The following is a 23,556-nucleotide window of genomic DNA, read 5'->3' as shown; positions in this document are numbered from 1 at the left end:
AGACGAAATGATAACGCTTACAAAGAAAGGGCGTGATGAACATAGATCGTTCTATTAAAGGCCGATTGTTCAATGTATTTAATTACTCTTTTCTACTCATGTTCGCATTAATATGTGTGCTCCCGTTCATCCATGTCATTGCCGCCTCTTTTGCGACAGTAGAAGAGGTCATCTCAAAGAAGTTTATTTTGTTTCCAACGACGTTTTCTCTAGAGGCCTATCGCTATATCTTTTCTACAGATATTGTGTATCGCAGCCTGATTGTATCCATTCTTGTGACACTCGTTGGAACAGCGGTCAGCATGTTTTTGTCCTCACTCATGGCGTATGGGCTGTCTCGTCAGGAGCTAAAGGGCAGGAGAACCCTCATGTTTCTCGTTGTCTTCACGATGCTGTTTAGCGGAGGGATGATTCCGACGTTTATTGTCGTGAAAACACTTGGGCTGCTTGATACTTACTGGTCACTCATTCTGCCAGTGGCCATCAATGCATTCAATTTGATCATTTTGAAAAACTTCTTTCAAAACATTCCGGCAAGCCTTGAAGAATCAGCGAAGATGGACGGCTGTAACGATTTAGGGATCTTCTTTAAAATCGTGCTGCCACTTTCTTTGCCAGCTATTGCGACGATTTCACTTTTTTATGCCGTGACGTATTGGAATACGTACATGACAGCCATTTTATATTTAAACGATTCGGTGAAATGGCCAATTCAGGTCCTGTTAAGACAAATCGTCATTGTATCAAGCGGTATGCAGGGAGATATGTCAGATATGGGCTCATCCACACCGCCGCCAGACCAAACCATTAAAATGGCGGTCATCGTCGTGGCGACCATTCCCGTTCTGCTTGTCTATCCATTTATTCAAAAGCATTTCAACAAAGGGGCATTACTAGGTTCTGTAAAGGGTTAAAAAGATGGAATAACGGAGGGATCTTATGGGGAGAAAGAAATTATGGCTGATTGCCTTTGTTTTGTTATTTGCCGCAAGCGGTATTCTGTCAGCTTGTTCAAGTAAAGGGGCAAGCTCATCAGATGAAAAGGTTGATTTAGACAAAAAGGTGAAGCTGTCATGGATGGCGATTTTGTATCATCAGCAGCCGCCAAAAGATTCAGTGTTAGAAGAGATTGAGAAGCTTACAAATACAGAGCTTGATATTACGTGGGTGCCTGATGCGGTGAAAGAAGACCGTTTAAATTCAGCACTTGCCGCAGGGAACCTCCCGCAAATTGTGACGATTCAAGACATTAAGAATTCATCTGCTATCAATGCGTTCAGATCAGGCATGTTCTGGGAAATCGGTCCATACTTAAAGGATTATCCAAATTTAAGTAAGATGAACGAACTGATTAATAAAAATGCCTCTATCGATGGGAAGCTTTATGGCATTTATAGAGAGAGACCACTTTCAAGACAAGGGATTGTCATTCGAAAGGATTGGCTTGAAAATTTAAATTTGGATACACCAAAAACGCTAGATGACCTTTATGAGGTAGCCAAGGCATTTACTGAAAAAGATCCGAACAAAAATGGCAAGGACGATACAATTGGTTTTACAGACCGTAATGATTTGATTTACGGTGCATTTAAAACGCTTGGTTCTTATGAAGGAATGCCAACAGATTGGAAAGAAGAAAATGGCAAATTTACGCCAGACTTTATGACAGATGAGTATATGAATACAATGAAATATATGAAAAAGCTGCGTGACAATGGTTATATAAACAAAGACTTCCCAGTCACAAGCAAAACGCAGCAGCAAGAATTGTTTTCACAAGGAAAAGCGGGTATCTATGTTGGAAATATGGTAGATGCAGTGAACTTAAGAGATGATGCAACAGATAAAAACATGGAAGTGGATATTATCAACCGAATCAAAGGCCCAGATGGCAAAGAACGTGTATGGGCATCAGGCGGCCATAATGGCATCTTCGCCTTCCCGAAAACAAGCGTCAAATCAGAAGCAGAGTTAAAGAGAATTTTGGCTTTCTTTGACCGCATTGCAGAAGAAGACGTGTATGGTCTCATGACATACGGGATTGATGGAAAGCATTATAACAAACAAGATGGAAATACATTTGTGAGGGAAGAAAGCCAAGTGAAAAGCTGGCAGACAGATGTACAGCCGCTTGTCAGCCTCGTAGGGATTGATAAACGTTACTTGAAAAATAAAGGCGATGCAGTTCGTACAAAATATGAAGAGCTAGAAGAAGACAATAAAAACATCATTGTCGCTAACCCTGCTGAAAGCCTGTATTCAGAAACAGCATCAGAGCGAGGAAATGAATTGAAGAAAATCATCGATGATGCGACCTATAAGTTCATTCTTGGTGATATCAACGAAGAACAATTTAAGAAAGATGTAGAGAAGTGGAAATCAAATGGTGGAAATAAAATCATAGAAGAATATGAAGCTTCCTTTAAAAAATCAAAATGATGAACATGAAGACCCCCGCTTAGTAAAAAGCGGGGGTGTTTTCATTAAAAGTCGAAGTTGTCTGGATCAGGACCAATTCGTTTATTTTCATTTAAGGCAGACAGGCGCTTCATATCCTCATCAGATAGGACAAAATCGAAAATATCGGCATTTTCTTTTAAACGATGGGCTTTCGTTGATTTAGGAATCGTAATGACGCCTTTTTGAACATCCCAGCGCAAAATAATTTGAGCAGGTGTTTTGCTGTATATGCCCGCAAGCTCCGTGATCAGCGGGTGGTGCAGCAGCTCTCCCTGCATAAGTGGTGACCAGGCTTCCATTTGGATGCCATGTGTTTTCAAATACGTAAACAGCGTTTCCTGCGTGAGTTTTGGATGAAACTCGACTTGATTAATCGCTGGAATGATGTCCGCATCTTTCAATAATTCATCTAGATGATGCGTTTGGAAGTTACTCACACCGATGGCTCTGACTTTTCCTTCACGGTACAGCGTTTCAAGCGCGCGCCATGCTTCCTTGTATTTCCCTTCAACTGGCCAGTGAATTAAATACAGATCAAGGTAATCAAGCTGAAGTTTTTTCAGGCTGTCTTCGTATGCTTTTAGTGTCGCTTCATATCCTAAATCGGCATTCCACACTTTGGATGTCACAAAGATGTCTTCGCGGCGAAGGCCTGTTTCTGCTAGACCAAGTTGTATGCCTCGTCCAACGCCTTCTTCATTGCCGTAAATAGAAGCTGTATCAATACTGCGATATCCTAATTGAATGGCTGTTTTAACAGCTTCAATTAATTCCGTTCCCTCTTCAACCTGAAAGACCCCAAGACCAAATCCTGGCATGCGGACGCCGTTGTTTAATGTTTTTGTACTTTGTAAATCGTTCATATGAAAGTCTCCTTTAAATGGTTTGTTTGTATTCTTTTTGTTCGATTTGATGACTCACCATCGTGAGTATAGCCGCCATGAGCACCATGATGCCGCCAACCCAGCCGGTATGCACAAGCCCAAGGGTATCTGTCACGATGCCGCCTAAAAATGAACCAATGGCGATACCTGCATTAAAGGCAGCGATATTCAGAGCGGAAGCAACGTCGACAGCTCCAGGTGTATACCTTTCTGCAAAATCAACGACGGCAACTTGAAGGCCGGGGACATTCATGAAAGCAAACAGTCCCATCAGCATCACAGTTCCAATCCCGAGTGTCATAAATCCAGCAGTAAAGCTAAGGATAAACAAGATGAGACTTTGAATGATAAACATATAAATCAGTGCCTTCATTGGCTGTTTATTCGCTGCTTTTCCGCCAATGACATTCCCAGCGGCGATGGTCATCCCGTATAACAGCAGGATCAATGCAACTGTTCCAGGCGCAAGACCTGTCACATGCTGCAAGAGAGGGGATAAATAGGTGAAGACGACAAAAGTTCCTCCATACCCTGTAGCAGTAATGACAAATAAAAGCAACATTCTTTTCGACTTTAATAAGGCTGCTTGATCCTTAAACGTTGTTTTCACGCCCTGTTTCAATTGAGACGGAACAAGGAAATAGTTAGAAATCAGTGCGATTAGGCCAATCATAACAATCACACCAAATGACGTCCGCCAGCCGAGCTCATGACCAAGAAACGTACCGAATGGCACACCTGTCACAGTAGCGACTGTTAAACCAGTGAACATAAAGGCAATAGCGCTTGCCCGCTTTTCTTTCACCACAAGGCTTGCGGCAATGGTCGAGCCAATCGACATAAATACGCCATGTGATAGGGCTGAAATCACTCGTCCGATTAAGAGTACAGAAAAAGTCGGGGCAATCGTGGCGAGTGTATTTCCGATCAAAAAGACTAGCATAATGAGCAGAAGCAATGTCTTTTTTTTCATCGTTGACGTAAGTGAGGTTAGAATTGGTGCGCCAAAGGTAACACCGAGCGCATATAAAGAAACGGTCCATCCGGCCTGACTGACACTCACGCCAAAGTCTTCTGAGATCATCGGCAGAAGACCTACAGAGATAAATTCAGTTGTACCTATAGCAAATGCACTAATCGCTAGTGCGAGAAGGGCAAAGTGATTTTGTTTGTTTTGCATCGTGATTCACATCCTTCTTTCATGACATTTTGATAGACGAAGCCGATCGGCAAGAGTTATTATCTAACATAGATGACAGAAAAAAAAGTACGTACTTTTTTGTAATATAGGTACTAAAAAGTGCCTGTACAGCATCAAAAGGAGTGAAGCGACGTTGGAAAAGAAGAAATATAATATCTCTGTGGAGGCAACGCTTGAGGTGATCGGCGGGAAATGGAAGTGTGTCATCTTATGTCATTTAACACATGGGAAAAAGCGGACGAGTGAACTGAAGCGCCTCATGCCAAATATCACCCAAAAAATGCTCACACAGCAGCTGCGAGAGCTTGAAAATGACGGTGTGATTAACCGCATTGTATATGAACAAGTGCCGCCTAAAGTGGAGTATGAATTAAGTGAATACGGACAGTCACTTGAGCGAATTTTGAATGCGTTATGTGATTGGGGGGCAGCCCATATTGAACGAGTGTATGGCGAGCCGCTTTCAGTGCTGGAAGACAGTATTCTAAATGAACAGTTTAAATAAAAAAGTCCCGCTTCTTGTGAGAGCGGGACTTTGCTTTATGTGCCTTTTTTCTGATCACGGTATTTCCCAGGTGTCGTGCCTTCCAGCTTTTTAAAGGAACGGATGAAATTTTGCGGATTTTTGTATTTTAGCTTTTCCGAAATTTCTTTCACCGACATATCCGTCTCCACCAACCAGTTTTTGGCGACATGATGTCGGTAAGACGAGAGATATTCACTAAAGGAGATATCCATTTCCTTTCTAAAAATACTACTTAAATAATTTGGATTGTAGTGCAGGCGTGTAGCGATTTCGTCCAATGTCAAATCTGAGTCAAATTCTTGATGAATGATATGAATGATTTTCTCTGAGATATTTTTATATTGAGAGTCTTCACGCGCGCCGAGCTGATCAATGATGGGTCGAATGATCTCATGTTTCAGCCACGCTTCTGTATCTTCAAACGTTTTAAACTCAAAGATCGTATCATAGAGCATTTTATTATCTTCGACTTCAAACAATTCAATGCCTAGCAAATGCATCAGCTCGATGAGATTGTTTAAAAAACGAGCGAGAGCAATCTGGTACTCATGTGGTCCAGCATTTTTAGAAAAAATGGATTGCAGAAGCACATGTAAATAGTGATCTGCCTTGCCTTGATCGCCTGCTTTAATGGCATCGAATAAATCATGTTGCAGCTGTTTTGGGAAGTGAGTTTTAAACGTCTTTCCTTGCTGAATGTGTTCGTATAAAAGAATGGATTTTTTCTCTGCTTTGAGCCTGTATTTTAAGGCTTCTTTTCCCTCAATATAAGCATGTTTGGCCATAGAGAGCTCTTTAAATGAGCGACTGATCCCAATGCTGATCGACAAGCCCAGCTCTTCCTCAATCCGCTGCTGAATTGTTTCGGCTAATTGATTTAAATATTCAGTAAATTCCTCTTCTGACTTCGATTGATTGAGGACAATCGTCGTTTGATGCTGATTGACAACGGTCGGCTGAAGATGCTCCTCTAGCGGAATAATCTGCTCAATCAGTCCATTTATCGCAAATAAAAGCAAGTCTGCATCCTTTTTTTCATACGGCGTTCCTTTTAGTGTATCGATTTGGGTCACAAGCATGGATAAATGGGACCAGTCACGAGGAAAGCCTAGACTTTGAAATCGGTTGTGAATCTCTTCTTCCGTCAGCTTGCCAAGCAGCAACCGCACCATAAAGTATTGCTGTAAGTGTGTCACTTGCTGCTCAATCCGTTCCTCTAGATCATTGTTTTGATCTTTCATTTGTTTAATGCTCGATTCGATGAGCTCAAATTCATTTTGGAAAGGCTGTTTATGCAAAAACGACTCATTACGTGCAAAGGATTCGTATAATAAGCGAATCGGTTTATAAAAGTGTCTAGAGCCAAACCATGAAAATAATAATGAAAGCGCTAACAAAATAAAGCAAATAATAAAGGTGATCCACCCGATTGATTTCGTTTGTTGCTTTAGTTCGGGAATGGAGACAAAGGATAAGTATGTCCATTCGTTATAATCTGATTTTTGAAACGTAATTTGATAGTTTAGTTCATCGATTTTCATATCAAATTGTCCGGATCGTTCTTCAAGTGACAGGACATGTTTGACGAAATCTTGATTTTTTAACGAGTCACCAATTTGTTCTTTTCGATTATGTAGCAGCACTTTTCCGTTTGTATCAATGACAAACATACTATCAGATTGAGAGAAGTCAGGCATGTTGTCAGCAATCACGCAGCTTGGAATGCTGGCGACGGCGATCCCCTTTTTTTGGACACTATTCATCGGCAGCTGCTTGATTAAATTCACATTGTATTTGCAAAAGGATGTCTTTCCTTCTTTTGTTGAGACAAGTGGATTATTTTCTTCAAGTGCCCAGCTGGAATGACTCGGAATATTGAGGTAAGAGGTTAACGCTTTCTCTTGATCCCCGTTTGAGACATGATAAAGACCAGAATTGTTCATATACCAATCTTCCATTTTACTAACAAGTGTAATATTGGAGAGATCGGTGTCGAAGGTTTGCAGGTAATTCAGTTCTTGTTGGACTTGATTATAAAGTTGGAATTGATCTGGATTTAAAGGTTCTGCCAGTGTTTGAAGGAGAGGCGGCGAACTGACATAGTGAGTGAGAGAATGATCTACTGTCTTTAGAATATGCTCAATATTGGATTGCGTTTGTTTGACGCTGTCCAGCTTTTCATTTGAAATATTTTCGAGTGCAGTTTTTTGCGAATGCTGATAAGAAAAAATACCGACAATAATAACAGGAATCGTACTAAGCACGAAAAAAAACGTCACCAGCTTGTAATAAAATTTATACTGCTTTCTTTTCATAAAACCCCCCATTTCAAACGAAACAATCTTTTCCCCTTAGTTTATTAATCCAAAAATCTGGTAGGTTTGTCAATAATCATTTTCTGAGATTAGGATCATTTTCTTATGTTTTATGTAACGTTTTGAGTAGCTTCCCCTGAGTAAATATGATCTGATGATATGATTGTAGACGGATTTTTCATCCTTAAGATACAGTTAACACATGCATCAGCATGAGGGGAGGCTTTATCTGTGAAAACACAGGATGTCACTGCCAAGGGTGTGCCTGCGGCAGCTTTGAAAAAAGAAAAGAGAAAGCGCTTACTTAACCAATTACTTAGTCAAAAATTTCTGTATTTAATGATTTTGCCAGGGCTCCTTTATTTTCTTGTCTTTAAATATGTCCCAATGTGGGGGCTGATCATTGCCTTTCAAGATTACCAGCCGTTTCTCGGAATTCTTGGCAGTGAGTGGGTTGGCTTCAAACACTTTATTCGCTTATTTACAGAACCAACATTTTTCATCTTATTAAAAAATACGCTCATTTTATTTGCCATGAATGTCGTGATTTTCTTTCCGATTCCAATCTTATTAGCTCTTCTTTTAAACGAGGTCAGATTGGCACTGTTTAAGAAATTTGTTCAGACAATGATTTATATTCCTCACTTCATGTCATGGGTGATTGTCGTGTCCTTATCTTTTGTTTTGTTAACGGTAGATGGCGGGTTAATCAATGAATTGATTGCTTTCTTCGGAGGAGAAAAGATTAACTTCCTTCTTAGTCAAGAATGGTTTAGACCCATGTACATTTTGCAGGTAATCTGGAGAGAAGCGGGTTGGTCAACCATTATTTATCTTGCGGCGATTACAGCAGTGGATCCGCAGCTATATGAAGCAGCAAAAATGGATGGAGCCGGCAGACTCAGACAAATGTGGCACATCACCCTTCCTGCGATTAAAAGTGTCATTGTTGTACTGCTCATTTTAAAAATCGGTGATACGTTAGAGCTTGGATTTGAACATGTCTATTTATTACTCAATGCGACCAACAGGGAAGTTGCAGAGATTTTTGATACGTATGTGTATACAGCTGGTCTGAAGCAAGGACAATTCAGCTATAGTACTGCTGTTGGTTTATTTAAAGCAGCCGTTGGACTTATTTTGGTCATGATGGCAAACCGTTTAGCGAAGAAGTTTGGAGAAGAAGGGATTTATTAAAAGGGGAGATGAAGACCAATGACATTATCGATTGAAAAGGGATCACCGCTTGAGCATGCAGAGAAATTAGCACAAACAATAATGAAAGCGTATACACCGATTGAACTTCCGCCAGCTGGAAGGTGGCACTATCATCAAGGGGTTTTCCTTTGCGGAGTGATGAAGCTTTACGAAGCAACAGAAAACGAGGCGTACTTTGATTATGTGAAAAATTATGCTGACTCACTCATTGATGACCATGGGAATCTGTTATTCCGCAGAGACGAGCTTGATGCCATTCAAGCAGGGCTCATTTTATTCCCGCTGATTGAAAGAACGGGAGAGAAGCGGTATGTGAAGGCAGCGGAAAAGCTTCGGGGGCTTTACCGGACGCTGAATCGCACGTCTGAGGGCGGATTTTGGCATAAAGACAATTATGCCTATCAAATGTGGCTAGATGGTCTTTATATGGGTGGGCCTTTTGCTTTAAAGTATGCCCAGTTGACAGGAGAATCGGAGCTGGTGGACATGGTCATCCATCAAGAGCATCTCATGAGAAAGCATACCAAAGATGAAAAAACGGGCCTTTACTATCACGCATGGGATGAACGGAAAGTGATGCCATGGGCTGATCAACAGACGGGCTGTTCCCCAGAATTTTGGGCAAGATCCTTTGGCTGGTATGTCCTTGCGTTAGCCGATATGATCGAAGATTTGCCAGAAGGTCATGAAGGACGAAAATTGTGGAAGGACACACTGACAGATATGCTGGAAAGTGTAGCAAAGTATCAGGACGACGAAACAGGTCTATGGCATCAGATCATTGATAAAGGAAGTCATAGCGACAACTGGCTTGAAAGCTCAGGGTCATGTCTATTCATGTATGCGATGGCAAAAGCCATGAATGAAGGATATGTCAGTCTTCGATATGTTGATCATGTGGTCAAAGCGTATCAAGGGTTGATTCAGTATAAAACGGAGGAAAAAGACAACGGCGATTTTACAGTGAACGATATTTGTATTGGAACATCTGCGGGTTTTTATGATTATTACGTTGGCAGAGAGCGGAGCACGAATGATTTGCATGGAGCAGGCGCTTTTATTATGGCGTTAACTGAACTAGAAAAGCTGTCTGTGTTTCAAAAGGTATGAGGCGGCATCAAAGGGCTGCGGCATGGCTCCTCAGCTTCATCGCTGCCTTTTATTTGTCCGCCTGTCAGGGGAAAACAGAGGGGATTGATGTCCTTATTTTTTCTGACATGTCAAAAGCAATGAAAGACCAATTAGTGGAGAAAGCTTTTCAACCAAATCAGGAGACATACGACGTTCACATCTTCCCTGCAATTCCTGAAAAACTTCTTGTTGAAATAACTGCAAAAGAGGGGGACGTGATGTTTGTCCCGGAAGAAATGTTTAGAACATATGATGATCCTGAAAGCTTTCAGCTGCTTGAAGAGATGCGGGTAGATGGCGAAGGGGAAGGACCATATACGGTGGAAGATGCAAAGACGGGAAATACAGTCGATTATGCGGTCCAAATCAAGAAAGGAACAAAGCAGCTAAATGGCTATACCTTTCGATTACACCGAGATATGGTCGCCTTCATACCTGTGTATGCGGAGAAATCTAAAGAGGCACTGTCTCTCATGAAGCAGCTTCGTGAAAACCAATAGAAAAAGGGGTGGGGAATGTGAAAAGGGTCGCCGTTTGCGGGCTCAGTCACCGTGCTTTCAATATGTTTATCAAACCGCTCACCGAGGATTTCAATGAGCATTACAGGATTACAGGGCTCCTAGATGTAGATGAGAAGCGGTATACACTTTGTCAGGAGCGTTTTCCATCACTAAGGGGAGTCTCATTTTTTCATGAGGATGCATTTGGTCAGATGGTGAAGGAAGCAAGACCAGATATCGTCATTGTGGCGGGGCGAGATGATACACATGTCACATATATCCTGCAGGCACTGGATCATGATCTGGATGTCATAACGGAAAAGCCGATGGTCACAACAGCAAAAGATGCCAAACAGGTGATGGAAAAAGAGGCAGAAAGCAAAGGGAAGGTCACCGTCACCTTTAATTATCGCTACAATCCATTCCACCGAAAGATAAAAGAGCTTATTTTAGATGGAAAGATTGGAAGGGTCACGTCTGTTGAGTTAAGCTGGCTCATTGATACGTATCACGGAGCCAGTTATTTTAAAAGGTGGAACCGCTCGCGTCAATATTCAGGCGGTCTGTCTATTCATAAATCGACCCATCACTTTGACTTGGTCAACTGGTGGATTGATCAAAAGCCGAAGCAAGTATTTGCCTATGGCGCACTGAATTATTATGGGGATGAAAGTCCTTGGAATCCTTTGCAGGGTGAAGAGAATCGATATTGTGGAACCTGTCATGTAAGAGATACCTGTCATTATGAAGCAAGGTGGAATCCGCGGGTAGAGCGCACAAAGGTGGAGGATGACCATATTGAATCAGGTGAGCAGCAGTCAAAGCAATACTCGAATTATCGCCCGGATGCCTGTATTTTTGATCAAGAAATTGATATTGAGGATACATACGTGGCGTCAGTGGCTTATGATCAGGGGGCTTTGTTAAGTTACTCGATTCAATTTTCAGCGCCATATGAAGGCTACCGGCTTGCGATTAACGGGACGAAGGGACGGATTGAAACAAATGAGTTTCATGTGCCATCGAGAATCCCTTTTCAATTCCCTGAACAGACAATTGCATACTACCCGATGTTTGGTGGAAAAGAAACGATTGAAGTTGTGAAGCAATCAGGTGGTCATGGAGGCGGAGATCCGCTATTATTAGCAGATTTATTTTTAGGAAAAGATCCGCTCATTCCTTATGACATTTCAGCAGGAGCAGAGGCGGGTGCTTATTCCATTGCACTTGGCGAAGGCATGTGGCGCTCAGTTGCAGAAAAACGCCCGATTGAAATAGAAGAATTGTTTCAAAAAGAGACGGTGTAACGAGTAAGAGAGGAGGGAAGAGAGATGGATCATGATGGATCAATGAGCAGAATGCTGCGCATGTGTGAGTGGGTGATGAGACTCGCCTATACGAATTTGTTATGGCTTTTGTTCACTTTACTTGGGCTTGGAATCTTTGGCTTCATGCCTGCAACAACAGCGTTATTTTCTGTGATGAGAAAGTGGATACAAGGGCATGAGCAAGTCAGCGTCTTTCAAACCTTTTGGAAAGTATACCGCGAAGAATTTGTACGCTCTAATGTCATTGGAGTGGTGCTGGTCATCATCGGGACGATTATTTATGTAGACCTTGCTTATATTTATCCAACGAGTTGGTTTTTACACGTGCTTCGCTTTGCGATCTATATCTTTGGTTTTCTGTTTATTGTCAGCTTGTTTTATATCTTTCCGCTGCTGGCTCATTATGATTGGAAAAAGCGTCTTTATTTGAAATTTTCCCTTCTGCTTGGCATCTCGTATTTGCAATATACGCTCTCTATGCTCGTTTTCTCGGCTGTTCTCTTTATCCTATTTGCTTATTTGCCAGGGATCGTGCCGTTTTTTAGCATCAGCATTCTCGCATATGGCCACATGTGGCTAGCCTATCAAGTGTTTAAAAAGATAGAGTTTGAAAGCGAGCAGCCGGCAGTTGATGTGAAGAAACGATTCCCGTCTTTCCTTCAATCCAAGCGGGTGAATACGCAGTGATGTGTATGATTTGCTATAATGGTGTCACCGTGATTAAAAGGAGAGATGAGAGTCGTGTCAGTAAAAGAAATTTCAATAGAAGAATTAAAGCAAAAGCTAGCGCAAGAAGAAGCCATTCAGCTCGTCGATGTGCGTGAGGATGAAGAGGTAGCAGAAGGCATGATTCCAGAGGCTGTCCATATTCGAATGGGGGATATTCCTGAGAAGCTAGATGCGTTTGATAAGTCGCAAGAGTATTATATTATTTGCCGTTCTGGTAAACGCAGTGAGAATGTCTGCTATTTCTTAGAAGACCAAGGGTATCAAGCAACCAATGTCGTTGGCGGCATGCTTGCATGGACAGGAGAAACAAAACCGAAGCTGTAAAAAGAAGTCCTTTCATCGACAAGATGGAAGGCTTTTTTTGTTCATATGTCCGTCTCTATTTGCATAAAAATAGAGTAGCAAGAGAAGGGAGCGTGGCATATGTGCTGAAGGTAGCTGTATTTGATGAAGAACACGAGAAAGATTTGCAAAGCGAAATCAATCTTTTTTTAAAAGGAATGGACGACGACCAAATTATTGACATCAAATACAATGTGGCGGTGATCTGTGAGCAAGGAGGAGAGCAGCTCTACTGTTTTTCAGCGCTCATTTTATATAAAAAATAAAAGGACCTGCTGAAGGGTCCTTTCAGTGTGTAGACAAACCCTCGTATTCGCCCGCAGTCCTGCGTGCTGGTGCTCACGAATGTGAAATTCGCTCCGCGCCAGTACTCGTCCTTCCTAGGGCTGCAAAGGTTTTCTATTAAGACAAAGGGCTAAAATAAAGGTCCTTTTTGACATGATCAACTAGCATCAATATGTAAACGATGCTTTTTGCAGTGAACGCATTGAAAGAGGTAGCCTTGTAAGTCTCCTCCATTCACGAGCCATTGTTTCAGGTTCTCTTTTGTGAAATGTCCACCACTGCAAATCTCTTCAATATCCTCTGAGAGTTCTTCCTCTAAATGCTCAATTTCTTTCCATCCAACATACTGCACAATCGCGCAAAAATCCCCGCAATGGCTTAACCAATATTCCTGCTGCCATCCGCGGTAACCCGGCGTTCTGTAGATCAGTTCATCTATATAATCTTCATGATCGACGTCATCACAACTCACATCGTCTTGAAACATTCCATTATATGTTTGAGCAGCTGATCCATCTTTAATGCACCAAGGACAAATGCCAGAAACGTCTTCAATAGAATAAAAAGGACCATGATATACATAATCTCGTTCTTTCTCACAAACGGGGCATATCGTCTGCTCTTTTTTAATTACATGTAATGAAACTGGGTCTGGGTTGTACTTGAACGTAGGTAACGTCATATAAACCTCCATTATGTAGAAAAGTGATGATTCAACACTATTTTATCGGAATACGCGGTGTCATGACAATCTTCAATTATTTCAACGAGAAAAAAAGCCGTTCGGATGAGGAACGGCTTTTCTCTTGTGATGATTATGCTTTTTTTACTCTTGGACTTCTTGGTTTATTGTACTTATTTGCTTGTTTAATCGCTCTTCGTTCTTCATTTAATGATTTGTACAGGGATACAATCATTAAAATGATGACAACAGAGAACGGTAAAGCAGCAAGTTTGGCTGTGTTTTGCAAGGCCTGAAGACCGCCTGAAAATAAGAGAACTGCCGCTACTGCTGACTGGATAATACCCCAGCTGATCTTTACACTATTCGCTGGATTTAATGATCCATAGGTTGTCTGCATTCCGAGAACAAATGTAGCTGAGTCTGCTGATGTGATAAAGAATACCGCAATTAAAATAAGAGCTAGAATCGATGTGATCATTGCCAGCGGATATTCATTTAGTACACCAAAAAGCATGGTTTCCGTAGAAAGGCCTGCAACATCGACAATATTCTTTTGCTGTAAGTCCATCGCAGAAACACCGAAAATAGAGAACCAAAGAAATACAAGGATAGATGGAGCAACTAACACACCAACTAAAAACTCTCGAATGGTTCGTCCACGTGATACACGTGCAATAAAGATCCCGACAAATGGTGCCCAAGAGATCCACCATGCCCAATAAAAGATCGTCCATCCGTTAATCCATTCTCTCTTTTCAGGGTCATTTGGAGATAAGCGAAAGCTCATTTGAACGATGTTGGATAAGTATTGTCCAATAGAGTCAGTAAATGAATTTAAAATATAAACTGTTGGACCTACCAAAAGTAAGAAAAACATCAGAACAGCTGCTAATACCATGTTGATATTACTTAAATATTTAATCCCTTTACCAATACCGCTAAGAGCAGATGCAAGGAAGAGCACCGTCACAATGATGATAATAATCAATTGTGTGCTAAAGGCATTTGGAATGTTAAATAGATAATCCAATCCACCATTGATTTGTGCTGCGCCTAATCCTAAGCTCGTTGCAACACCAACAACTGTCGCAAACACAGCAATACAATCGATGGTTTTTCCGATCCATCCGTGCGTTTTATCTCCTAAAACTGGCTGCAGTGTTGCACTGATTAAGCCAGGCGCATCTTTTCTAAATTTAAAGTATGCAATGCAAAGCGCAACAATGGCATAGATCGCCCATGCATGAAGTCCCCAGTGGAAAAAAGTATAACGAAGGGAATCACGGAAGGCTTGTGCAGTTTCAGTGTCACCCGTTGGTGATTGAATCGCATAATGACTGATCGGTTCAGCTGCTCCGTAAAAAACAAGCCCAATACCCATTCCAGCACTAAATAGCATCGCAAACCAAGAAAAAAGACCAAATTCAGGCTCTTCACCTGGCTTTCCTAACGTAATTTTTCCGATAGGGCTAAAGATAAAGAATAGACAAAAGCCGACTAGAAGCGATACGACTAATAAATAATACCAGCCAAAGTCATTTGTAATGTATGTTTGAATTTGATCTGTCACATTTTGCAGTGATTCTGGAGAAAAGGCTCCCCATAGAACGGCAATAAATGTGATTGCAATCACAATCCAAAATACACTTGATACGTTTTTCACACCATCTCACTCTCCTGTTGTTCTACACGTTTAAGCAGAGGATTTTGTTTAATATCCCCTGTCTCAACTATTTTCAAACAAAAAGAGGCGAGTTTCTCACTCGACCTCTATTTTACCGTAACATGTTTTGCTTCCATTTATCAACCATCGATATGTGAAGATGACTTTTCTTCAATTCGTTTGCGCAGACGGTAGACATATTCTTTTAAACAAACTGCGAAAATCGTAAACGCTAAAATAATGGCGATTTTTAACGGGGTAATGGACAGCTTCATAAAGAAAGCGGCTGTCAAACTAATGACAACTGCAAGGACAATCGGAAGTGCGCGTCTAATCATTGAAATCTCTCCTTTACTTCTAGTGCGGCATTCATGCCAGCTAACCTGCCTGTCACAAGTGCTGAAGTAATATTGTAACCACCTGTGTAACCGTGAATATCTAAAATTTCTCCGCAGAAATAAAGACCGGACATTTTTTTGGATGCCATTTTCCTCGGTTCAATTTCTTTGACAGAAACGCCGCCACCTGTAACAAAGGCTTTATCTAAAGAAAGCGTCCCATTTGCATGGACGATGAAATGTTTACAATCATGCGCAAAAGCGCGCAGTTTATCTTTAGCGAGACCAGAAAATGTCTCCTGCGGATCAATGCCATTTCGTTCTAAAAGGAACAATAAATAGCGCTCTTGCATCCAAGATTTCAGGACATTTTTAATGGCTTTTTTTGGTTCATCTTTTAAATCACGATGAAGCTTTTGGAAAAGCTCCTCGTCATTGAGCTTTGGGTATAAGTCAATTTGAAGACGGACGGCCGGTTGCTTTTTCAGTTCCTTTACAACAAATCCGCTGCATCTCAGAACGGCAGGACCTGATAAGCCAAAGTGTGTAAAGATCATATCCATGACATGAGTGACGACGGGTTTTCCTTTTTTATTTAAAACACTCACGGCCACACTTCTTAATGAAAGACCTTGAAGCACTTTGTCCTTAATAAAACGCTCGTCTGACGTGACGGGTACTTCTGTTGGGAAGAGCTCTGTAATGGTATGGCCAGCGGCTTCTGCCCATGCATAGCCATCGCCAGTAGAGCCTGTATGCGGCACACTTTTCCCGCCAACAGCAATGACAACGGCATGACTTGAAATTTTTTCATCATTATTTGTAACAATTCCAGCTGCTTGTCCGTCTTGATACAGAACGGTTTTAATCTTTTCATTCGTTCGAATGGTCACATTGAGCACGCGGAGCCTATCTAATAGGGCATCCACAACAGATTGTGCTTTGTTTGAGACAGGGAACATACGTCCATGGTCTTCTTCTTTTAGTTCAATACCTAGATTTTCAAAGAACGAAATAATATCCTCGTTATTGAACTCAGAAAATGCACTATATAGAAAACGGCCGTTTCCGGGAATATGCTTGATGATTTCTTCTACTGGAAGGCGATTGGTCACATTGCAGCGTCCACCGCCAGAAATGGCGAGCTTTCTGCCAAGTTTGTTTCCTTTGTCAATTAACAGAACCGATGCACCGTGTTCTGCCGATGCAATCGCGGCCATCAGTCCAGAAGGTCCACCGCCAATGACAATGACATCATAATGTTTCATGTTACATTCCTCTTTCTACTTTCAGTCATTTCTCTATTATAACGAAGATTGGGGAAGGCTGAAATATGAATTGATTGGTTTTGTGACTTCTGTATTGGATTTGTTACCTGTGCGATGAAATGATGTGTTAAAATAGTTAAGTTGAATATTCATTAGAAAAATGGTGGTTAAGCGCATGTCTAATAAACTGCTTCGTGGTACGTTGGTTTTAACGATAGGGACTTATCTCTCTCGTATTCTTGGTATGATTTACTTAATTCCATTTAGCGCAATGGTCGGAGCGACTGGTGGTGCGCTATTCCAATATGGATACAATCAGTATACGATCTTTTTAAGTATTGCTACGCTCGGTTTTCCAACAGCGGTATCGAAATTCGTCTCTAAATATAATGCAATCGGCGATTATGAGACAACAAGAAAAATGTTCAGGGCGGGTATGTCGGTCATGCTTGTCACCGGTATTATCGCCTTTTCTATTTTATATTTGACCGCACCGATCTTTGCCAAGATTCAGCTTGGAGGATCGAATGAAACTGGCGGTTTGACGGTTGATCAAGTGGTTTATGTGATTCGGATGGTCAGTTTGGGTCTATTGGTTGTACCCATTATGAGTCTTGTGCGAGGGTTTTTCCAAGGCCACTCGATGATGGGCCCGACAGCTGTTTCCCAAGTCATCGAACAACTTGTCAGAATCATCTTCCTATTAACAGCGACGTTTATCATTTTAAAAGTGCTTGACGGCGGTCTTGTTATTGCGGTTGGTTATGCCACATTTGCCGCACTCATTGGTGCGTTTGGCGGTCTATTTACGCTTTATTTATATTGGCTGAAGCGGAAAGATCGGCTTTTGGCAATGCAGCCGAATACAGGGGACTATTCTGGATTATCTTATAAGCAAATGTTTACAGAGCTTTTCAGTTATGCAGCACCCTATGTGTTTGTTGGGCTTGCCATTCCGATTTATTCTTATATTGATACAAATACAATTAACAGAGCGATGATTGCATCAGGACATCAGGATATTAGTACAGCGGTTCTGTCTATTGTGACGTTATATTTACCGAAGCTTGTCATGATTCCTGTGTCACTTGCAACTGCATTTGGTTTAACATTGATTCCAACCATAACGGAATCCTTTACAGCGCGAAATTACAAGCTGCTGAATCGGCAAATTGATCAAACGATGCAGGTCATTTTATTCTTCGTTCTGCCTGCTTCATTTGGCATTTCGGCATTGGCTGGACCAGTTTATTGGTTTTTCTATCCGTCTGTGCACCCTGAGATTGGGACTTCTATTTTGTTTTGGTATGCACCTGTTGCGTTACTGTTTTCTTTATTCACCATTAACGCAGCGATTTTACAAGGGATTAACAAACAAAAATTTGCGATCGTCAGTCTTTTGTTAGGGATTATCATTAAAACGGTTCTCAATATCCCGCTGATTAGCTGGCTGCAAGGAAACGGTTCTGTGCTTGCAACGGCATTAGGCTACAGTGCCTCGATTTTATATATGTTCATCATGATCAAGCGCCATGCAGGCTATTCGTTCCGCAGGATTTTCAAACGGTTTATTTTAATTGGTATTTTAACGGCAATCATGGCTGTAGTGGCTTATGTGACATGTCAGCTTGTGAGTCAAGTCATTTCATATGAAGGCGGAATCATACAAGCTGGTATTGTTATTTTGATTTCAATGATCACTGGCGGCGGTGTGTATATGTTCTTATCTTATAAAGTTGGATTGTTAGAGCGTGTACTTGGCAGCCGGATGCCGTCATTTTTAAGAAAAAAGAGTTAAGAAGAGGTGGAGAAGCATGAGGCTTGATAAATTGCTGGCAAATACCGGCTTTGGTTCAAGGAAAGATGTAAAGAAGCTGGTCAAGGCCCGGGCTGTCACAGTGAATGGAGAAGTGGCGAAGCAGGTGAAAGATCATGTCGATCCAACAAATGATGAAGTGCTCGTGCATGGAGAGCGTGTAGAGTATAAAGAATTCATTTATCTCATGATGAACAAGCCAGATGGCGTCATTTCAGCAACGGAGGATCTGCGAGATGAGACGGTTGTTGATTTACTAGAGCCAGAGGATATGGCAAGGGAGCCATTCCCTGTGGGGAGACTGGATAAGGATACAGTTGGTCTCCTCCTCCTTACAAATGACGGCCAGCTTGCTCATCAATTGTTATCTCCGAAAAAGCATGTTCCGAAAACGTATGAAGTTCACCTAAAATACCCGCTTGGAGATCAAGACATCACTCGTCTTGAAGAGGGAGTTGTGATTTTAGACGACTACCGAACGAAGCCGGCGAAGGTTGAAGTAGATGCCAACCAAGAGGCAGATACACGAATCCGTTTAACGATTACTGAAGGGAAGTACCATCAAGTGAAGCTGATGGCACAAGCAGTGGGCAATGAAGTGATCTTTTTAAAACGGCTCTCAATGGGGGCTGTTTCATTAGACGAAGATTTGGCGCCTGGAGAATACCGTGAATTGACGGAAGAAGAGTTAGACAGCTTAATCAATCGTGATTAATATAGAGAAAAAGAAAAGAACCGGCATCCGCCGGTTCTTTTTGTTATATGGAAGTTCATTATTCGCTTATGATGATATTTTTACTTTTTTTCTCGTTGTTTCCCATTTGCCTCTGCTTGGACTATGAACAAGATCGTTATAGGCAAGCACGTTTAAGTCTCTTTGGATGGTTCTAGGTGTGATCCCGAATTCATCAACCAGCTCTTGTGTCGTCACAAGACCTTTCTCTTGAATGAACATATAAACTGATTTTATTCGAGTCATCATACGGTTTGTTGAAGGTTTCAAAAAACCACTCCCTATCAATAAGATCGGATGGACTTGACTAACCACAACTTACTACACTAAAACTGCGAAATAAGGACATGCAACAATGGTAAATGTTCGTGTTTCTTAATGTTTTATTCTATTATACACGTTATTATGCATCTAGTTCCACCAAAAAGTCAACTTTACGTGTTTTTAAACTTGTCTTCATGAATTGAAATATGTTATATATCATGATTTGAATCCGGTTACAACCCAATAAACACAAGGCGTATAAAGAAAATTACCACTTAAGAAAGATCAAAAAATAAACACAGAAAATTTACAAAATAAAAAATCATTCATACAAAAAAGACACATTCAAATGAGAAATGTGTCTTTTTATTTTGGCTATCCTTCTAAGAAAAAGAGCTGCAAGAAAAATAAGACGGCAAAAATGAGCACAAGAATATGCACTTCTTTCCATTTTCCTTTTGCCAGCTTCACAAGTGGATATGAAATAAATCCTAGTGAAATTCCTGTAGAGATGCTAGATGTCAGCGGCATGGAAAGAATGACAAGAAAAGCAGGAAATGCTTCGTCAAGCTCATTCCAGCGAATACGTGACACTGAATTCATCATCAAACAGCCGACAATGATTAAGACAGGTGAAGTGATGGACGGCAAAGACGAAATGGCTTGAACGAGCGGACCAAAAAACAAAGCCACAATAAACAATGCAGCAACGGTTAAAGAGGTCAGTCCAGTTCTTCCGCCAGCAGCCACTCCTGATGAGGATTCAATGTAAGCTGTGGTTGGGCTTGTTCCAAACATTGAGCCAATTGTCGTCGCAGCAGAGTCAGCAAGTAAGGCTCTGCGTACTTTTGGGAGCTGACCATTTTTCATTAGACCTGCTTGTTCCGCAACCCCGATCATTGTTCCTGTTGTATCAAAAATCGTCACAAGTAAAAAGGAGAAGACAACAGCATACAAGTGATGGGAAAATACATCGCCAAACGCAGCGAATGGATTTGTAATCAGCATTCCTTCAGGGAGTGCTGGGGTATCCACTAGCACTTTAGGAAAATGAAGCTGACCTGTTGCAAGTGCAATTAACGTGGTTGCTAACATGCCGATAAACAGGGCTCCATTCACTTGAAGAACCATTAATATGACAGAAATCATTAAACCAACGAGTGTCAAAATGACAACAGGTGAACTTAAATTGCCAAGCTTCACAAGATTTTGTGGATCAGCAGTGATGATCCCAGACTGTCTTAGCCCAATGAATGCAATAAATAATCCGATACCTGCTGTAATCCCGTACTTTAAATTATCTGGAATCGCCTCAATGAGTTGTTTTCTAAGGGATGTTAACGATAAAATAATAAAGAGTATTCCAGCAACAAATACCGCACTAAATGCTGTTTGATAGCTGAGACCCCCACCACCGACAACAGTGACGGTGAAATAGACATTCAGCCCCATACCTGGTGCAATGGCAATCGGATAGTTTGCAAAGAGTGCCATCCAGAGGGTACCGACAACAGCAGCGATAATGGTTGCAGTAAAGACTTGGTCAAAAGGAATGCCTGCATCTGAAAGGATTCCTGGATTGACGGCTACAATATATACCATCGTAAAAAATGTCGTCATACCAGCGAGTAATTCTTTCTTTATATTGGTTTGGTTCTCTTTTAACTGAAACATAAAATCCTCCATTTACGAACATTATTACAAAACACTTAATATAATATTCGTTTTAAGGGTGGATTGCAACCTTTTTTCAAGGAGGAATGGAAAAATGAATTGGGAAGCAGAAGTCATACGAAAAAAAGACAGTTTGATTCAGGATACACAATCTTTTTTACAAATTGAAAGTGTCTTGGATGAAGAAGGCGGCACAGCAGGAAAACCGTTCGGTGAAAAAGTGGATGAGGCTCTTCAGTATATGCTCAAAAAAGGGCAGGACGAGGGCTTCAAAGTGAAAAATGTTGATGGTTATGCTGGTCATATTGAATATGGAGAAGGCGAAGATATCGTCGGTGTGCTATGTCATGTGGATGTCGTGCCTGCGGGAGACAACTGGACAACCCCGCCATTTTCAGCGGACATAAGAGAAAATAAAATCTTTGCAAGAGGAGCCATTGATGATAAAGGGCCGACCATGGCGGCGTTTTACGCATTGAAAATTTTAAAAGATGCCGGTCTGCCGCTGTCGAAAAAGATTCGAATCATCATTGGCACAGATGAAGAAAGCGATTGGAGATGCGTCGATCACTATTTCAAGCATGAGGCGATGCCGCAAATCGGGTTTGCGCCAGATGCTGATTTTCCAATTATTCATGCTGAAAAAGGGATCATAGATGCCATCGTATCCTTTACATACGAACAATCAGAAGAAAACAAGCGTTACATCCTCAAGCAATTCACATCAGGCATGCGTCTCAATATGGTCCCAGATGAGGCTCGCGCAATTGTGGCAGCAGCAAACGAGCACGATGCTGAAGCCTTAAAAACGGCTTTTGCAGCCTATCTTGCGGAAAATCAGTTAACCGGTGAGACAAACCATACAGCAGGTGGACTGACATTCACATTAAAAGGTGTATCAGTTCATGCAATGGAGCCGGCGAATGGCACAAATGCGGGCATTCATATGGCGAATTTCTTATGTGCACATGAATTAGATGAAAGAGGGCTCGCTTTTACATCACAAATAAATGCTTTATTTGATCAAGACACAAGAGGACAAAAACTCGGTATCGCTTGTAAGGATGATATTAGTGGTGACTTGACCTTGAATGTTGGTACAATCCGCTATTCGCAAAACGAAGAAGCGAAGCTTGGGCTGAATGTCCGCTATCCCGTAACCGCGGACGGTGAGGAAGTCAAAAAAGGGATTGAACGAATAAAAGGGGCAACGATCGAGAAATTTGATGACAGTCCTCCTCATCACGTCTCAAAAGACCATCCACTTGTGAAAACATTACAGCGTGTCTACGAAGAACAAACAGGAGATCCTGCCCATCTTATTGCGATTGGGGGAGGAACGTATGCAAGGTCATTAGAAGCAGGTGTTGCCTTTGGCCCTCTATTCCCTGGAAGACCTGATTGCGCACACCAAAAGGATGAATATATCGAAATCGATGATTTACTACGAGCAACTGCTCTATATGCACAAGCCATGTATGAATTGGCGAAATAAAAAAGGAAAGAGAAGAGGGGATTCACCGTGAAAAAAATGTTCTTATGCTCTTCATTCAAAGACAGCTATTCTCTCTTGTCTGACTTTGCAGGCGACACCTTAAAAGGAAAAAGTGTGACATTCATTCCGGTAGCCAGTGAAGTGGAAGAAGTCACGCACTATGTCGATGCAGCAAAAGAAGCCTTTCATCAATTAGAAATGCGTGTAGAGACTGTTCAACTGACCGGGCAAACGGTTCAGGAGATCACACAGATCATTAGGAAGAATGATGTCATGTATGTATCTGGCGGCAATACCTTTTATTTGCTGCAAGAATTAAGAAAACACGGGCTCGATCGTGTATTGAAAGAAGAGATCGGCAAAGGCAAGCTGTATATCGGAGAATCTGCGGGGAGTATTATTATGGCGCCAAGCATCGAATACATCTCACTGATGGATGATCAGGAGAAAGCGCTAGAATTATCTTCCTTTGAAGGATTCAATGAGATTAGCAGCTATCCGGTACCACATATAAACAATCCTTATTTAGGTGAAGCCGCACAGCATATCATAGAGAAAGATCAAAATACGCTCTCTTTATGCCCGCTCACTGATGAACAAGTTCTACTTGTGACAGGCGAACAGACTGAGGTCAAGACGGTCTTGTAGGAATTGTTCATATGAAACGAATAAAAAGGAACAGGAGCATAAGCCCTGTTCCT

The 23,556-nt window shown here is 41.5% G+C and carries 23 protein-coding genes; 14 read left to right on the top strand and 9 right to left on the bottom strand.

The annotated features are described in order from the left end of the window. Nucleotides 1-53 precede the first annotated feature (53 nt). Both NST01_RS13745 and NST01_RS13740 read left to right on the top strand, forming a co-directional pair. On the top strand, nucleotides 54-914 hold the full coding sequence (locus NST01_RS13745; RefSeq protein WP_098680761.1) for a carbohydrate ABC transporter permease: 861 nt from the start codon (nucleotides 54-56) through the stop codon (nucleotides 912-914). A gap of 25 nt (nucleotides 915-939) precedes the next feature. After that, nucleotides 940-2,439, top strand: coding sequence for an extracellular solute-binding protein (locus NST01_RS13740; protein WP_007501870.1), 1,500 nt, complete (start codon nucleotides 940-942; stop codon nucleotides 2,437-2,439). A gap of 44 nt (nucleotides 2,440-2,483) precedes the next feature. On the opposite strand, the gene NST01_RS13735 is transcribed toward NST01_RS13740, so the two are convergent. Together NST01_RS13735 and NST01_RS13730 are read right to left on the bottom strand one after the other, a co-directional pair. After that, nucleotides 2,484-3,323 (bottom strand): aldo/keto reductase, encoded by an 840-nt coding sequence (locus NST01_RS13735; protein ID WP_017367885.1) that lies wholly within the window; start codon nucleotides 3,321-3,323, stop codon nucleotides 2,484-2,486. Between the two features lie 13 nt (nucleotides 3,324-3,336). Further along, a complete protein-coding gene (locus NST01_RS13730) occupies nucleotides 3,337-4,524 on the bottom strand; it encodes an MFS transporter (RefSeq protein WP_341042014.1) in 1,188 nt (395 codons plus the stop codon). A 154-nt stretch (nucleotides 4,525-4,678) separates the two neighbouring features. On the opposite strand from NST01_RS13730, the gene NST01_RS13725 reads away from it, so the two are divergent. Then, nucleotides 4,679-5,050, top strand: a complete 372-nt coding sequence (locus NST01_RS13725; RefSeq protein ID WP_008343017.1) for a winged helix-turn-helix transcriptional regulator — start codon at nucleotides 4,679-4,681, stop codon at nucleotides 5,048-5,050. A 35-nt stretch (nucleotides 5,051-5,085) separates the two neighbouring features. Here the strand turns inward: NST01_RS13725 and NST01_RS13720 are convergent, their stop codons facing one another. After that, complete coding sequence (locus tag NST01_RS13720) at nucleotides 5,086-7,386, bottom strand: helix-turn-helix domain-containing protein (protein WP_019743703.1); 2,301 nt, start codon at nucleotides 7,384-7,386, stop codon at nucleotides 5,086-5,088. Between the two features lie 231 nt (nucleotides 7,387-7,617). On the opposite strand from NST01_RS13720, the gene NST01_RS13715 reads away from it, so the two are divergent. From NST01_RS13715 to NST01_RS13685, 7 genes are all read left to right on the top strand, one after another. Continuing rightward, the gene (locus NST01_RS13715) at nucleotides 7,618-8,583 is read left to right on the top strand and encodes an ABC transporter permease (protein WP_008343019.1); all 966 of its coding nucleotides are present in this window, start codon (nucleotides 7,618-7,620) and stop codon (nucleotides 8,581-8,583) included. 18 nt (nucleotides 8,584-8,601) lie between these two features. Then, nucleotides 8,602-9,714, top strand: a complete 1,113-nt coding sequence (locus tag NST01_RS13710) for a glycoside hydrolase family 88/105 protein (protein WP_341042013.1) — start codon at nucleotides 8,602-8,604, stop codon at nucleotides 9,712-9,714. After that, nucleotides 9,711-10,235 (top strand): hypothetical protein, encoded by a 525-nt coding sequence (locus tag NST01_RS13705; RefSeq protein ID WP_052320999.1) that lies wholly within the window; start codon nucleotides 9,711-9,713, stop codon nucleotides 10,233-10,235. Before NST01_RS13710 ends, NST01_RS13705 begins: the two co-directional genes overlap by 4 nt. Nucleotides 10,236-10,252: 17 nt before the next feature. Next, entirely contained in the window at nucleotides 10,253-11,542 is a 1,290-nt protein-coding gene (locus NST01_RS13700; RefSeq protein ID WP_045034175.1) for a Gfo/Idh/MocA family protein, read from the top strand. 24 nt (nucleotides 11,543-11,566) lie between these two features. Then, a complete protein-coding gene (locus NST01_RS13695; protein WP_007501858.1) occupies nucleotides 11,567-12,250 on the top strand; it encodes a YesL family protein in 684 nt (227 codons plus the stop codon). Nucleotides 12,251-12,304: 54 nt separating this feature from the next. Further along, nucleotides 12,305-12,616: a rhodanese-like domain-containing protein gene (locus NST01_RS13690; protein ID WP_057079186.1), complete on the top strand. Its 312-nt coding sequence runs from the start codon at nucleotides 12,305-12,307 to the stop codon at nucleotides 12,614-12,616. 101 nt (nucleotides 12,617-12,717) lie between these two features. Beyond that, a complete protein-coding gene (locus NST01_RS13685; RefSeq protein WP_003217582.1) occupies nucleotides 12,718-12,900 on the top strand; it encodes a sporulation protein Cse60 in 183 nt (60 codons plus the stop codon). A 176-nt stretch (nucleotides 12,901-13,076) separates the two neighbouring features. Here the strand turns inward: NST01_RS13685 and NST01_RS13680 are convergent, their stop codons facing one another. The 4 genes from NST01_RS13680 to NST01_RS13665 all read right to left on the bottom strand — a co-directional run bounded on the left by NST01_RS13680 (nucleotide 13,077) and on the right by NST01_RS13665 (nucleotide 16,873). Then, nucleotides 13,077-13,601, bottom strand: coding sequence for a CbrC family protein (locus NST01_RS13680; RefSeq protein ID WP_265785034.1), 525 nt, complete (start codon nucleotides 13,599-13,601; stop codon nucleotides 13,077-13,079). Nucleotides 13,602-13,734: 133 nt separating this feature from the next. After that, entirely contained in the window at nucleotides 13,735-15,267 is a 1,533-nt protein-coding gene (gene opuD / locus NST01_RS13675) for a glycine betaine transporter OpuD (RefSeq protein ID WP_138826283.1), read from the bottom strand. A gap of 140 nt (nucleotides 15,268-15,407) precedes the next feature. Then, nucleotides 15,408-15,605: a hypothetical protein gene (locus tag NST01_RS13670; protein ID WP_008343027.1), complete on the bottom strand. Its 198-nt coding sequence runs from the start codon at nucleotides 15,603-15,605 to the stop codon at nucleotides 15,408-15,410. Further along, nucleotides 15,602-16,873, bottom strand: coding sequence for a BaiN/RdsA family NAD(P)/FAD-dependent oxidoreductase (locus NST01_RS13665; RefSeq protein ID WP_341042011.1), 1,272 nt, complete (start codon nucleotides 16,871-16,873; stop codon nucleotides 15,602-15,604). The genes NST01_RS13670 and NST01_RS13665 overlap by 4 nt, the downstream gene beginning before the upstream one ends. 175 nt (nucleotides 16,874-17,048) lie before the next feature. Between NST01_RS13665 and NST01_RS13660 the strand changes: the two genes are divergently transcribed. Beyond that, nucleotides 17,049-18,671, top strand: coding sequence for a putative polysaccharide biosynthesis protein (locus NST01_RS13660; protein WP_017358331.1), 1,623 nt, complete (start codon nucleotides 17,049-17,051; stop codon nucleotides 18,669-18,671). Nucleotides 18,672-18,687: 16 nt separating this feature from the next. Next, nucleotides 18,688-19,404 (top strand): pseudouridine synthase, encoded by a 717-nt coding sequence (locus tag NST01_RS13655; RefSeq protein WP_025207823.1) that lies wholly within the window; start codon nucleotides 18,688-18,690, stop codon nucleotides 19,402-19,404. A gap of 66 nt (nucleotides 19,405-19,470) precedes the next feature. Here the strand turns inward: NST01_RS13655 and NST01_RS13650 are convergent, their stop codons facing one another. After that, nucleotides 19,471-19,692: a DeoR family transcriptional regulator gene (locus NST01_RS13650; RefSeq protein WP_008356419.1), complete on the bottom strand. Its 222-nt coding sequence runs from the start codon at nucleotides 19,690-19,692 to the stop codon at nucleotides 19,471-19,473. Nucleotides 19,693-20,061: 369 nt separating this feature from the next. Further along, on the bottom strand, nucleotides 20,062-21,360 hold the full coding sequence (locus tag NST01_RS13645) for an NCS2 family permease (protein ID WP_025207822.1): 1,299 nt from the start codon (nucleotides 21,358-21,360) through the stop codon (nucleotides 20,062-20,064). A 94-nt stretch (nucleotides 21,361-21,454) separates the two neighbouring features. Between NST01_RS13645 and pepV the strand changes: the two genes are divergently transcribed. Further along, nucleotides 21,455-22,855 carry a dipeptidase PepV gene (gene pepV / locus NST01_RS13640; protein WP_341042009.1) on the top strand — a complete coding sequence of 467 codons (1,401 nt, stop codon included), beginning with the start codon at nucleotides 21,455-21,457 and terminating at the stop codon, nucleotides 22,853-22,855. A 27-nt stretch (nucleotides 22,856-22,882) separates the two neighbouring features. Next, nucleotides 22,883-23,503 carry a Type 1 glutamine amidotransferase-like domain-containing protein gene (locus tag NST01_RS13635; protein WP_046344245.1) on the top strand — a complete coding sequence of 207 codons (621 nt, stop codon included), beginning with the start codon at nucleotides 22,883-22,885 and terminating at the stop codon, nucleotides 23,501-23,503. The last annotated feature ends 53 nt before the right edge of the window (nucleotides 23,504-23,556 follow it).

This window comes from Bacillus sp. FSL R7-0166 (assembly GCF_038008935.1).
Lineage (GTDB): Bacteria > Bacillota > Bacilli > Bacillales > Bacillaceae > Bacillus > Bacillus altitudinis.
The sequence above is the reverse complement of the archived record's forward strand: the minus strand, read 5'-3'. Positions and strand labels throughout refer to the sequence as shown.